Origin of the sequence: Kitasatospora sp. NPDC096140, from assembly GCF_040303045.1 — a bacterium.
In the GTDB taxonomy this organism is placed as follows: Bacteria; Actinomycetota; Actinomycetes; order Streptomycetales; family Streptomycetaceae; genus Kitasatospora.
Map to the genome: position 1 here is coordinate 89,720 of NZ_JBEOUW010000023.1, position 12,330 is coordinate 102,049.

Annotated in this window: 12 protein-coding genes and 1 tRNA gene; 4 read left to right on the top strand and 9 right to left on the bottom strand. The window is 68.8% G+C overall.

Translation table 11 applies throughout. The features are described 5' to 3' along the window. Positions 1–550: 550 nt before the first annotated feature. The 3 genes from ABT048_RS23750 (at position 551) to ABT048_RS23760 (ending at position 1,943) form a co-directional block, all read left to right on the top strand. Positions 551–829, top strand: coding sequence for a hypothetical protein (locus ABT048_RS23750; RefSeq protein WP_350523473.1), 279 nt, complete (start codon positions 551–553; stop codon positions 827–829). An 84-nt stretch (positions 830–913) separates the two neighbouring features. Next, positions 914–1,549, top strand: coding sequence for a hypothetical protein (locus tag ABT048_RS23755; RefSeq protein ID WP_350523474.1), 636 nt, complete (start codon positions 914–916; stop codon positions 1,547–1,549). Between the two features lie 37 nt (positions 1,550–1,586). Continuing rightward, on the top strand, positions 1,587–1,943 hold the full coding sequence (locus ABT048_RS23760; RefSeq protein ID WP_350523475.1) for a hypothetical protein: 357 nt from the start codon (positions 1,587–1,589) through the stop codon (positions 1,941–1,943). A gap of 182 nt (positions 1,944–2,125) precedes the next feature. Here ABT048_RS23760 and ABT048_RS23765 read toward each other — a convergent pair whose 3' ends face one another. The 3 genes from ABT048_RS23765 to ABT048_RS23775 all read right to left on the bottom strand — a co-directional run bounded on the left by ABT048_RS23765 (position 2,126) and on the right by ABT048_RS23775 (position 5,583). Then, positions 2,126–3,016, bottom strand: coding sequence for a hypothetical protein (locus tag ABT048_RS23765; RefSeq protein ID WP_350523476.1), 891 nt, complete (start codon positions 3,014–3,016; stop codon positions 2,126–2,128). An 82-nt stretch (positions 3,017–3,098) separates the two neighbouring features. Beyond that, the gene (locus ABT048_RS23770) at positions 3,099–4,130 is read right to left on the bottom strand and encodes a hypothetical protein (protein WP_350523477.1); all 1,032 of its coding nucleotides are present in this window, start codon (positions 4,128–4,130) and stop codon (positions 3,099–3,101) included. A gap of 109 nt (positions 4,131–4,239) precedes the next feature. Then, a complete protein-coding gene (locus ABT048_RS23775; protein WP_350523478.1) occupies positions 4,240–5,583 on the bottom strand; it encodes a protein kinase domain-containing protein in 1,344 nt (447 codons plus the stop codon). A 268-nt stretch (positions 5,584–5,851) separates the two neighbouring features. Between ABT048_RS23775 and ABT048_RS23780 the strand changes: the two genes are divergently transcribed. Continuing rightward, entirely contained in the window at positions 5,852–7,141 is a 1,290-nt protein-coding gene (locus tag ABT048_RS23780) for a tyrosine-type recombinase/integrase (protein WP_350523479.1), read from the top strand. Between the two features lie 131 nt (positions 7,142–7,272). Here the strand turns inward: ABT048_RS23780 and ABT048_RS23785 are convergent. The 6 genes from ABT048_RS23785 to ABT048_RS23810 form a co-directional block, all read right to left on the bottom strand. Further along, positions 7,273–7,346: transfer RNA gene (locus tag ABT048_RS23785), tRNA-Pro, on the bottom strand. A 136-nt stretch (positions 7,347–7,482) separates the two neighbouring features. Next, positions 7,483–8,940 (bottom strand): MFS transporter, encoded by a 1,458-nt coding sequence (locus ABT048_RS23790; protein WP_350523480.1) that lies wholly within the window; start codon positions 8,938–8,940, stop codon positions 7,483–7,485. Positions 8,941–9,011: 71 nt separating this feature from the next. After that, a complete protein-coding gene (locus ABT048_RS23795; protein ID WP_350523481.1) occupies positions 9,012–9,800 on the bottom strand; it encodes a DUF1684 domain-containing protein in 789 nt (262 codons plus the stop codon). Between the two features lie 148 nt (positions 9,801–9,948). Further along, positions 9,949–10,809, bottom strand: coding sequence for an acyl-CoA thioesterase (locus ABT048_RS23800; RefSeq protein ID WP_350523482.1), 861 nt, complete (start codon positions 10,807–10,809; stop codon positions 9,949–9,951). Positions 10,810–11,007: 198 nt separating this feature from the next. Continuing rightward, entirely contained in the window at positions 11,008–11,622 is a 615-nt protein-coding gene (locus ABT048_RS23805; RefSeq protein WP_350523483.1) for an alpha-ketoglutarate-dependent dioxygenase AlkB, read from the bottom strand. Positions 11,623–11,891: 269 nt separating this feature from the next. Further along, positions 11,892–12,221: a transglycosylase family protein gene (locus tag ABT048_RS23810; RefSeq protein WP_350523484.1), complete on the bottom strand. Its 330-nt coding sequence runs from the start codon at positions 12,219–12,221 to the stop codon at positions 11,892–11,894. Positions 12,222–12,330: the final 109 nt, after the last annotated feature.

Below are 12,330 nucleotides of genomic sequence, written 5' to 3' on the forward strand. Positions count from 1 at the left end.
GTCCGAGCCGGGCGGCGTCGACCTGCTCCGGCTGCCTGAAGGTGTCTCTGAGATGCACAGCTGCTGAGCAGCGGCTTTGCCGGTGAACCCTCTCGGGGCGTGATCGCTGGTCGCGGGTTCCCGAAGCGCAACGATCCGACTTCGCTCCGTGTCAACGCCCTCCGAGCCGGGTCAAGGTCACGGCAAGCGCCACACCCACCCGCGGAATCACCTCACCTGCGCCTCCCGAGCACTTGTCGCAGGGTCAAGGCGGCTCGCGCAGCGATGGCAGAGGAGGCAAGGGCCTGGCTACAGGCGTGACGGTCTATATCAGCCGCCAGCACAGCCCCGGGCTGCGAGACCACCCCGCGACCACCACCCTCAACGCGGACACGCGGCGACAACCCCGCTACGCTCCTTCACGTAAGGAGTGCAGCAACCCTTGACGACGGCCAAGATCCTAGGTGAGACCAACTAGACGATTATCTCGTATCTTTGACCACAGCTCAGATAGCAGCGCAAACCTGAATAACTTGGAGCCCGACGCTGCGCACATCACTCGGAGGTCACAATGCAGTTCCCGGTGATCCCCGTGGCCGTGGCCGCTGGCACGTCGGCCGTCGGCGTGATTGGAAACAAGGTCATCGCGGATCGGGCAAGGAAGAAGATCGTCGACCTTCTGGCTCACCACGATACTGAGCACGCGAAGCACCGAGGCATCGCCGACTCCACCATCGCGCAGTTGAGAGGTCTGGGAGTTCGGCAACAGTCCGCTCTCGATACCGTGACGCCTCGAATGCGGGCCTTTGCTGAACGCAACGAGCGGCAGCTACGGATGCGTGGACGCTAAGTCATCGAGGGCGGAGAGGCGCCGGCGAATCGTGAACTCGATACGGCGCCAGAGGTCTGCGGCCCCAGCGGGACCACGACCGGGATGAGGGGCATCGAGTCGGCGGCCGCCGGAATCGGACTGAGCGGTGCCGCCTATGCAACTGTCGCGAAGGTCGCCACCGCGTCGACCGGTACTGCGATCAACACGCTGAGCGGCGCAGCAAAGAGAAATGCCACCCTGGCGGTCATCGGAGGCGGCACGAAGGCTACTGGAGGCGGGGGCGTCGCAGCAGGCGTTCGTCGGCTCAACATCATCACGGCGGTACCGGCAGTCGCGTTGACCGTCGGGTTGCTGATCAAGCAAAAGTCCGACGAGGACAAGGCTGTCGCGAAGTTCGACGCAGACGTCACGAAGGCAGTCGCCATTTACCACCGGAGTTCGGTGCTTCTTCAAGGCGTGGACAGCCGAATCGGCGAGTTGCTCGCCGTGCTGGCTGGAATGGTCCGGCGGGCAGGTCACGCGCTCGACCGCCTGGAAGAAACTGAGCGCGCGCCCGGAGGGTTCGATCTCGACAGCGATGACCATGCACATCGGCCCCATACGGCGCTTCAGCTGGTGAAGGGCGTCGTCGAACTCGCCGAAGCACCTGTGATGAATCCAGATCTGACGCTCGACCCGAGCGGCGAATTCCTCGTGGTCAAGTACCGCGACTACAACCCGGAGTCCACGAATGCCTGACGCCCGTGTGAGTACCGTCGTCGAGACGGTCGGCCGTGTGGCCACCACCGCGGATGCTGCCCAGTACCTCATGGCGATCATCGACGTCGCCAAAGGCATTGACGCCAGCCTGACGGAGCGCGCCCGAATTGCCGCCGATCGGGACAAGGAGGTCGCCAGAATCAACGCCGCGAGCCAAGGCCTACGGGACTACCTGGACCGCGTTTTCAGCGAGCGGCGCGAACTCCACCGAAGCTTCTTCGCTCGACTCGACAGGGCGATCGAGGAGCGCGACCCGGAGACCGTGCAGGCTTGCGTCGCCGGGATCGTCGAGGTCACGAAGCACTCTCCGGTGAACGACATCGCCGAACTTCGCTCAATCTGGGCAGACCCGAGAGCAGTGATCGAAATCTAGGCTCTGAACCCGCGCGTTCCGCGAGGTGATCGGCGTCCTGCCACTCGAGAACTGGGTGGCAACTGAAGGTCCAGCCGGACCTGCGCATCGGATTGCTGCCCGAACATCTCGTAGCGGTGAAGCGCTGGCCCGCATCGGCCGGGGCTCCGTGGTCCGGCGCGGCCTACTGTAACGCCGCGCCGTTACCGCTCTGCCTCCGCCAGCGCTAACAGTCGCTCAACGGACACGGACGTCGCGTCGAACGTCTCCTTGTAGCCGCCGATCGGCATCTGCGCGTCGCCGAGGAACACCCCGTGCCCCTCAACCCTGAGTTGGCGGATCACGCTCTGCTCAACCCGATAGGCATCCGCGCCCGTGGCGCAGTCGATCTGGGTGAACAGCACCCAGCCGTGGCCCTGGAATCGGGCAACACGGTCCTCGCGGGTCCGTAGTCCAGTGATCCCGATCTTCACGGCGCCGTACCCGGCGTGGGAGAGGACGTACAGGCGGGCCGGGGCGCCCGGGTCCAGTCCGTAGCGCGCGCAGTGCTGGCAGCACTCGCCCCTGGTCCGGACGTTGTTCAACCGGGGCGTGGAGGTCTTCGTGCACCGCTCGCATAGCGAGAGCCAGGGCGAGGCGATGTTCTTGAACGGCTCCAGGGGGCGGAAGCCGGCGGCCCGCATGTCAGCGACCGCCTCGTGCGGGTCGCCAGGGCCATAGCGCTTGCAGAACCGGCAGCCGCTGTTGCGGCCGGTGACGTTGTCATACCGGGGCGCCACGATATGCCCGGCCGCGACGCACTGCGAGAGCCACGGTTTGCCGGTCCCGAGGAAGTCCACCAGCACGATGAAGCCGTGCTCGAGCATGGCCGCCTTGGCCTCTTCTGGGTTCTTCGGAGCGTTGGGAGCGCACCAGATGCAGGCCCCCTGGCCGTTCATCACGTTGTTGCGGTTCGGAAAGATGACCTGCTGGCACGGGATGTGACGGCACATCCAGGGTTCGCGGGCACGGCCTGAGTAGGGCTCCAGGGGCTCGGCGTTGCCCAACCGGCGCATGTCAGCAGCCGCGATGTTGGCGGGGATCGAAGGGGGCACAGCCGTCTTCCTTCTGGAGGCTGACGTGGTCTTGATCGACGGCGGGCGGGGCTCGCCGCCAAGGAGCGCGGTCTGGCCTGGTTTACTGCTCTGGGTAGGTGGTGAGGTACTGCAGCGCGGCAGAGAACGCGGTCACCATGTCGTTCAAGTCGACTGTGCTCGAGAGCACCACGGAGCTTCCCTGCCCGCCGCCGTTGTATCCGTAGTACCGGGGGTGGCCCTTCCCTCTCGACTTCTCCATCTTGAATCCGTCGTCTTCCGGTGCCACCACCATCGCCCGGACGGTCGAGCCCGCGTGCTGCACGAAGCTCCGGCGGGCGAGCCAGCCTCGGTGTTGGTCCGCGAGTATTCCGTCGGCCTCGGGCGTTGCCCCTGGGATCCCAACCATGATGCGGATTTCGAAGGGAGTGCCCGTGCCCCCTCTCGGGCTCCTCGGGTTCAGGCGCTGGATCTCGGCGACAACGTAGCCGTCCGCCGTCTTTCGCCAGGCGCAAATGTTCGCGGCTCCGGCCTCAGAGCGCTGCTTCGGCTGGAAGATCGTGCCGCGTGGGGCGGTAGCCTGCGTCATGCTCGCCAATCGCCGCAGACGCAATGCGTCGCTCAGTGCGATGGAGGCCTGGTTCGCCGGACCTGTTGCCTCGGCCTCCAGTTGCGTGAACTGCTGGAGCGCTCGGAGGGACAGCAGTCGGGCGAGGTCATCCGGCGAGCGGTTCCAACTGGCGAGGAGACCGGCGACGGTGAGCTGACGGGACCAATGGCTCGGCTCGTTGGGGATGGGATCAGCATTCGGGCCCACCAGATAGCGGGCTGATGTCGGTATGCCCTTCGCGTCCGCCCAGGCGTCGTACGCTGCGAACTGATCGCCGTGAGCACCAGCACCGAGCTTCACCTCCATTACCGTGCGCTCGATGTCGTCCAGTAGGACGATGAAGTCAGCCCGGCCTGCAGGGGCCCCTCTGCCTGCCTTGACCGAGACCTCCCGACAGACGGTGATCGTGCCCGGTGCCAGGAGCAAGGCGGACCGGAGCGGCTCAGGATCCAGTTCGGCGAGGAGGCACAGCAAGTCCGACCAGTCGTCCTCGGTGCGCAGCAGGCGCGTCAGTCCGTACGTCACGGCCGGACGCTACACGCTGACTCTGACAACCGGTGCCGGGACAGGGGCCGTTGTCAGAGACGGATGCCACGATGAGGTCGTGGACAGGTCGTCGCGCCCGTTCCGCGCCTCAGTAGCCGTTCTGTGCAAGCTGGTCTTTCACCTGCTCCATCAGATCGGCCAACTCCTGCTGGACCGACGGCAGGCGCATCTGATGCCACGGAGTTCTATCGGTCTGATACAGGAGCTCCCAGCCATCCGAATCGAACTCCTGAAGCTCGACGGCGAAAGAGGCATAGCGGCTCTCAACCCTTGCCGCCAGCACAATCCGGATCGCCGTCGCTGGGTCATCGACGATGGAGACGAACAGCAGGCTGTCCACTCCCACAGCCCCTGACGGCCTCTCTGGCCAAGCGTGTTCACCTCGCAGCGGGGTCTGCTCAAGGATCCGATACTCCTCTGTTTTGGCATCCTCTCCCTTGGCGAAGTATTCGTCGGCGAGTTCGTTGAGGGCGTTCTCCATCATCTGTTCAGTCGCTCGTTGGTCCCTCTGATGCTCCCGAAGCATGTCCTCCAGGAAGGAGAGCCGCACAGACTTCGATTCAGTGGGCGTGATCGGTGACGTCTGCTCGAGTTCTTGCCAGATGCGTAGCTGCCTTGCGAATTCGGCCATAGTCAGCCGGTCGGCCGCCCTGACGCGCGTCGCCGCTTCGAGCACGTGCCGCAGACCGTTGATTCGGCTTGTGTCCTGCCACTGCTGGAAGGAGTAGATCTCCTCATCAGCGCGCAGTGGGCCACCCGGCGGATACGGACCCTCGCGGCGGGCAACCACATAGAGGGTTTGCGCCAGCCCGTACACATCAGCGCCGGCGCCAGCCTCGCCCGCGTCTACGCCAGCGGTGTACATCTCTGGCGCGAGGAATCCCATCGGACCGACCTTCTCGACAGGCTGGGTCGGGCCGGGTTCTCCCCAGTAGGCGATGCCGAAGTCGGCGAGCACCGGGCCGCCGTCGTACCAGAACAGGTTGTCCGGCTTGATGTCGCGGTGGTAGATGCCTCGGCTCTCCATGGCGGCCAGGGTGTCAGCCAGGACCACGAAGGGTGCCACGACCTCCTGCAACGACTCCAACTCGTCGAGGACACCCTTGAGAGTGTCCGCGAGAGGCATGACGTACCACTGCGGCTTATCACCGTGCTCCTGGTCAATGTCCAGGACCGGAAGTACGCCAGCCGTCGGGCTCATCTCGTGCATGCGCAGCGCTTCGACGTAGAAGCGCTGCTGCCGCGCGCCTCCGGTGGCGCTGAGGAATTTCAGAACAGCTTCGGCCTCAGTACTCTCATGTCTCACACGGCGGACGAAGGGCTTGTTCCCCAGAAGCAGCGGTCCAAGGTTCTCCCATCCGGGCACCGAGGAGCTGAACTTGCCAGCACCGCGTCGCTGGTCCTGGGTGCGCTTTCCCTGCTTCTGTCCCATTGCCCCACCCTAGAGAATCCGCAGCCTCAGGCACAGGAGTCGAACCTCCGACCGACCTGAGCAGGTCTCCGGCGGTGCCCGAGAGCTGTCGGGATATAGCTGGAGCGGCCCCACATACTTGTCGCCACGACAAGGGATCGTCCCAGGTCAGAGGCGCTTTTCATGTGCATGTGGGTACGGCGTGAGGGCGGGGGTTCACCGTCTGCTGACGGCCGCCAGGAGACCATGAGCATGGCTGTTCTTACGACCCGCATTGGAAGTGATCACCATGCGCTCCGCAGCCCACACCGGGCACGTCTACCGCCGGTGCGGCTGCCGCGACCAGGGTGGCAAGCAGCTCGGAGCCCGCTGCCCCGAGCTCGCCACCGACCCCGATCACGGCACCTGGACCTTCTCCCTCGACCTCCCCTCACCCGACCACCGGCGCAACAACATCCGCCGCGGCGGCTACCCCACCGCCGAAGCAGCCCGAGCAGGACTGCGCCGGATGATCGAGGGCCAGGCCGCCAGCTTCAGCGCCGACCCCAACCAGACCCTCGCCGACTACCTCTCGACCTGGCTCAAGGACAAACAGCTCGTCCTCAAGCCCACCACCTACGTCCGCTACCGCGACTACGTCACCAACGACCTCATCCCCGCCCTCGGCACGATCAGGCTCGACGACCTCGGCCACTCCCATATCGCCTCCTTCACCCACGCCCAACTCGCCGCCGAACGCGGCAAGGTCACCATCCACCGCTGCCTCGCCACGCTCTCCAGCGCCCTCGGCGACGCCGTACGCCACCGCCGACTCCCCTACAACCCGGCCCGCCCCACGGTCATCCCGAGGCCCGCGGCGGCTGAACGGCAGATCTGGACCGTGCAGGACGCGATCCGCTTCCCGCACTCCTGCCGCGCTGACGACCCGGCCTTCGCCGACCTCATCGAGGTCCTCATCGGCACCGGCATCCGCAAGGGCGAAGCCCTCGCCCTGCACTGGAACGACGTCCACCTGCCCGAGCGCGCCCTCTACATCCGCTACACGCTCTCCGCCATCGACAACAACCGCCTGATCATCACCTCACCGAAAACCCGCTCCAGCAAGGACTGGGTCGCCCTCTCCCCACGCGTCGCCATCGCGCTGCGTCACCGCGCCGAGGACAAGGACCCGTCGCTCTCCCACGCGGACCACGGCGGCTTCGTCTTCCACCACCCCGACGGACGCCCCCTCCACCCCGCCTACGTCCTCAACCACTTCCACCAGCTCTGCCGCGAGTTCGGCGTTCCCCGCACCACCGTCCACGACCTTCGCCACCTCGCGGCCACCATCTCCATCACCGCCGGCGTCCCCCTCACCGTCGTCTCCAAGACCCTGCGGCACGCCACCCTGTCCACCACCGCCAACATCTACGGCCACCTCACCACCCAGGCCGCCCGCGACGCCGTCGACACCATCGACCGCGCCCTCACCTCACCCGACCCCATCGCACTCCCAGGCCCGCGCACACCCGGGGATCACGCCGTCAGGGTCCGCAACCAGAGGGTCATCACCAGAACACAGCTACGGAAGGCAAGTTGAGATACCGCACCCTTGACGTGATCAGCCCGGGCGAGATCTCGCCCTCACAATGCACTCACAAGGCCCTAAAAACCCGTCAAGGCCGCTCCCACCTCACGGTGGAAACGGCCTACGACCTGCGGTTATGCAAGTCGGGACGACAGGATTTGAACCTGCGACCCCTTGACCCCCAGTCAAGTGCGCTACCAAGCTGCGCCACGTCCCGTGGTCTCGGCGCCTGCAGCGAGGGCCTGGGGGGCTCTGCTGTGGGCTTCTCGACCTTGTCCCCGGTGTCCCGGCGACGTGGAAAACAATACAGCACGTCGGGGGGTGCTCGCTGCCAGGTTTGGGGGTGGGGTGGGTCAGGGGGTCGGGTGGCGGGCGTCGTAGGCGAGGAAGGCGGGGCGGCGGGCGGCGAGGAGGAGGACGGCGGCGACGCAGGCGAGGCCGCCGCTGATCACGGAGGTGGTGGGGTTGGTGAGGGCGGCGACGGTGCCGGACTCGAAGTCGCCGAGGCGGGGGCCGCCGGCCACGACGACGATGAAGATCCCCTGGAGGCGGCCGCGCATCTCGTCGGGGGCGGCGACCTGCATCATCGTGTTGCGGAAGATCATGCTGACGGTGTCGGCGCAGCCCGCGACCGCGAGGAGCAGGAGGCCGAGCCAGAGGTTGTGGAGGACGCCGAAGGCGGCGATGGCCAGACCCCAGGCGGCGACGGCGGCGAGGACGGCGATGCCCTGGCGGTGGACGCGGCCGACCCAGCCGGAGAAGAGCGCGCCGGTCAGGGCACCGACGGCCGGGGCGGAGACCAGCAGGCCGACGGTGCCGGCGTCGCCGCCGTAGAAGGTGATCGCGATGGCGGGGAAGAGGGCGCGGGGCATGCCGAAGACCATCGCGGCCAGGTCGGCCAGGAAGCTGGTGCGCAGGTTGGGCTGCTCGCGCAGGAAGCGGAGGCCGTCGAGGACGGAGGCGCGGCCCTTGCGCTCGCCGAGCGGGCGCATGGCGGGCAGGCGCCACATCGCGTAGAGGGTGCCGGTGAAGGCGACGGTGTCGACCAGGTAGGCGGCTTGGGCTCCGTACGCGCCGATCAGGACGCCGCCGAGCATCGGGCCGATGGTGAGGCCGAGGTTCATGCTGACGGTGTTCAGGGCGTTCGCGGCCGGGAGCTGGTGGCTGGGTACCAGCCGGGGGATCATCGCGGAGCGGGCGGGCGAGCTGAGGGCGAAGAATCCGGCCTGGACGGCGACGGCCGCGTAGAGGACGGCGACCAGTCCGAGGCCGGCCAGGGCCTGCGCGGCCAGGACCGCGGAGACGACGGCGAGGCCGCCCGAGCCGATCAGGCCGAGCCTGCGCCGGTCGACGGTGTCGGCGATCGCGCCGCCGTAGAGGCCGAAGACGACCAGCGGGACGAGGGAGAAGATGCCGACGAGGCCGGTCGCGAAGGCGGAACCGGTCAGGTCGTAGACCTGGACGGAGACGGCGACGGCCGTCATCTGCTGGCCGATGGAGGAGACGGCCTGACCGGACCAGACCCTGCGGTAGTCGGCGTTCTCGCGTAGCGGGCTGAGGTCGGCGAACGCACGCCGGTACCACGGCGCGCCGGTGGCCACCGGGTCCGCCGGCAGGTCACCGGCAGCCTCGGTGCCGGGCGATGCGGGGCCGGACGGCGCGGCACCGGCCTGGGGAACGACACCCGAAGCGGCACCGGCGTCGGGGGCGAGACCGGTGGCTGCGGCACCGTCCGCCGGATCGGCCCCGGGTCCGGCCGCGGGCGGGGCGTCCGCCGACGCGGCGGAGGTGGAATGTTGATCGTTCGACATGTTCCCATGCTCCGCCCCGCCCCCGGCCGCCCCCGCGCCGGGGGCACCCTTGGCCCGGAACCCCGTGACGGCTACCTGCTCAGCACCTGCTTCTCCCCCGCCTCGACCGCGAAGTCCAGCCGGTTGCCGGGCGGCGGGAAGGGGCAGATGAAGTGGTCGGAGAAGGCGCAGGGCGGCAGGTAGGCCCGGTTGAGGTCGAGGACCGTACGGCCGTCGGCATCCGGTGCCGGCAGGGTGATGAAGCGGAAGCGGTAGGTGTCGATGCCGCTGCCGGCGTCGGCGAACACGCCGCTGAGGAGGTCGCCCGACCGGCTGACGGTCAGCGTGCGGTGCTCGCCGGCCACGGTGAAGGCGATCTGCCCGGTGACGGCCAGCGGGCGCTCCTTGCCGTCCGCGTTCGGGACCACGACCGACCGGGCTTCGTCCTCGAACGGGGTGAAGACCGCGGGCACGGCCCACTCGGGTGCGTAGGGATGGGCCGAGATGCCCGCGAAGGCGACCCGGCTCGGCGCGGCCGGGTCGAAGACCCGCAGGGCGAGTTCGCCCTCGCGCTCGATCGGGACGAGCAGCAGGTCGCCCAAGGTGGCGGTGTCGGCTGCCGGGTCGCTGTCCGGGCGCAGCAGCACCTCGCCGTCCACCGGCGTGTCCGCGCCGGTCACGGTGATGCCGTCGCCTGCCACCGCCCGGCTCCGGACGCCCTCGGCGTCGGCCCACCAGCGACCGGGCAGGCCGGGGATCTCGGTGGGCTCGGGCTCCAGCCAGTACGTGCCGGTGAGTGCCAGCTGGCCGTGCGGTGCGCTCACGGACGCGGCCCGCCCGTCGCTCCAGTGCTTCCAGTCCTCCGCGGCCGTCGCCGTCATCGGTCCACCCTCCCGGTCGGTCCGGGGACGGCCCGCTGTTCGGGCCGCCCGTCTCGATCATCCACAACACCGTCCGCCCGGACGGATCATTCCCACCGGTCCGCGGCCGCCGAAACCGCAACGCGGCCACTCGCCACGCCTTCCCGTCTCACCGCTTCAACGGTCGGAACAGCCCCTCCTGCACCACGGACACCACCAGCTGTCCGTTCCGGTCGAAGATCTGCCCGCGGGCCAGGCCCCGGGCGCCGTGCGCGATCGGGGCCTCCTGCTGGTAGAGCAGCCAGTCGTCCGTCCGGAACGGCCGGTGGAACCACATCGCGTGGTCCAGGGAGGCCATGTCGAAGTGACGCTCGCCCCACAGCGGCTCGACGGGGGCCCGGACGGCGTCCAGCAGCGTCATGTCGCTGGCGTAGGTGAGGGCGCAGACGTGGATCAGCGGGTCGTCCGGCAGCCGGCCGTTGGTGCGCAGCCAGACACCGCTGCGCGCCTCGACGCCGGCCAGCTCCTCCTTGGTCCAGCGCAGCCGGTCGACGTAGCGGATGTCGAAGGGCTGGCGGCGGCTGATGAACGGAGGCAGTTCGCCGAGCCGGGAGCCGACCTCCTCCAGTGCGCTGGGCAGCTCTTCGGGCGGGGTGACGTCCGGCATCGGGTACTGGTGCTCGATGCCGCCCTCCTCGGGTCTGTGGAAGTCGGCGGTGAGCGCGAAGATCGACCGGCCGCCCTGAATGGCGAGCACCCGGCGGGTGGTGAAGGATCGGCCGTCCCGGATCCGGTCGACCTGGTAGACGATCGGCACGCCGGGCACACCGGGGCGCAGGAAGTAGGCGTGCAGCGAGTGGACGGGGCGCTTGTCCTCGACCGTGCGGCCCGCGGCCACCAGCGCCTGCCCGGCGACCTGGCCGCCGAAGGTCCGCTGCAGTGCCTCCTCGGGGCTGCGGCCGCGGAAGATGTTCAGTTCGATCTGCTCCAGGTCGAGCAGATCGACGAGGTCGTCGACGGGGGTACCCATGAGCGTGCTTCCTCTCCGGACCCCGATCCCCTCGGATGCGGACTCCGATCGAATTCTCCAGCTCACTCGAATTCTCCGGCGACCCGGGTCATTCCCGCTCACCGTGTCCGAGCCACCGTTTCACTCGAACGAGTAGACGAGTCGACGAACGGATGACGGAAGCGGAGGGCCCGGCCGGGCCCTCCCGGGCAGCCGCCGCTACACCCCCAGCCCCGACTCCCGCACCGTGATGTTGAGTCGACCCACCAGTCCCAGCTCCGGGTCCGCCGTTCCCGGCAGCGTGCGCACCACCCCGTGGTAGGCGAACCGGGACGGGCCGCCGAACACCAGCAGGTCCCCGCTGCGCAGCTCCAGGTCGGTCCACGGCCGGGTCCTGGTCTCGGTGTTCCCGAGCCGGAAGACGCAGCGGTCACCGAGCGAGAGCGAGACCACGGGCGCGTCCGTCCGCTCGTCGCGGTCCTGGTGCAGGCCCATCTTCGCGCCGTGCGGGTAGTGGTTGACGATCGCGATGTCCGGCTCGTACGACGCGGTGCCCGCGACCTCCGGCAGCGCCTGCCCGTACGCCTCGGCGACGGCCCGGCGGGCGAGGCGGCCCAGCTCGGACGGGAACGGCTTGACGGGCGCGCCGTCCTCGGCGACCCGCCGGTACCCGTACGGGTACCAGTGCCATCCCAGGCTCACCATCCGTACGGACATCATCCCGCCGGTGGGCATCCGCACCGTGTGCAGACCGGCCGGCGGACGGGCCCACTCCCGGCAGGCGGCGATCAGGCGCAGCTGCGCGTCCAGGTCCAGCCAGCCGGGGAGCAGCACGGCGCCGGGAGCGGGCTCGACGCGCGCCCGTCCGTCGGGCCCGGGTCCACCGGAAGCCTCAGAAGACCCGGAAGACCCGGAAGACCTGGAAAACCCAGAAGTCCCGGAAGCTCGTGCGGCTGCGGCTGCGGCTGCGGCCCCGGCAGCGCGCGCGGCGCCGTCAGCCCCTGGCAGATCACCGAACAACTCGCCCTGGATCACCCCACCATCCTCCCGCACCGACCCCACCGGGGACCGCCCCAGGCCCGCTCCGGTCCCAACCAGCCCCGTCAGGTCAGCCCCAACTCCCTCGCGCAGGACGGCCAGGCCCCCCACCCCTGCCGCCGGACGATCTCCTCGCCGACGGTCGTCTGCTCCCGCCGACCGGCGTGGTCCGGCCGGTCGGCGAAGCGCAGGCCGTCGGACTCCTCCCAGGTGGAGGGCCGGATCTGCAGTCCGCCGTAGAAGCCGTTGCCGGTGTTCGCCTGCCAGTCGCCGCCGCTCTCGCAGTCGGCCAGCGCGTCCCACACCAGATCCGCGACCCGGACGGCCGCACCCGCCCGCGCACCGCCCGTGGGCAGGGCCAGCACCAGCGCCAGCGCGGCACCGACCCGAAGCACAACCCGACGTCGGCCAACACGTTCATCACACGATTGCGACATGGCAGCCGACCCTAGACATGCCACGGGCCGCCCGCCACGGAACGCCGACGGCCGCTCCCCCACTCGG

What these genes read in the sequence shown, in the direction of transcription:
- ABT048_RS23750 (WP_350523473.1), top strand. Translation starts at nt 551, where the DNA reads ATGCAGTTCCCGGTGATCCCCGTGGCCGTGGCCGCTGGCACGTCGGCC.
- ABT048_RS23755 (WP_350523474.1), top strand. Translation starts at nt 914, where the DNA reads ATGAGGGGCATCGAGTCGGCGGCCGCCGGAATCGGACTGAGCGGTGCC.
- ABT048_RS23775 (WP_350523478.1), bottom strand. Translation starts at nt 5,583, where the DNA reads ATGGGACAGAAGCAGGGAAAGCGCACCCAGGACCAGCGACGCGGTGCT.
- ABT048_RS23780 (WP_350523479.1), top strand. Translation starts at nt 5,852, where the DNA reads ATGCGCTCCGCAGCCCACACCGGGCACGTCTACCGCCGGTGCGGCTGC.
- ABT048_RS23790 (WP_350523480.1), bottom strand. Translation starts at nt 8,940, where the DNA reads ATGTCGAACGATCAACATTCCACCTCCGCCGCGTCGGCGGACGCCCCG.
- ABT048_RS23795 (WP_350523481.1), bottom strand. Translation starts at nt 9,800, where the DNA reads ATGACGGCGACGGCCGCGGAGGACTGGAAGCACTGGAGCGACGGGCGG.
- ABT048_RS23800 (WP_350523482.1), bottom strand. Translation starts at nt 10,809, where the DNA reads ATGGGTACCCCCGTCGACGACCTCGTCGATCTGCTCGACCTGGAGCAG.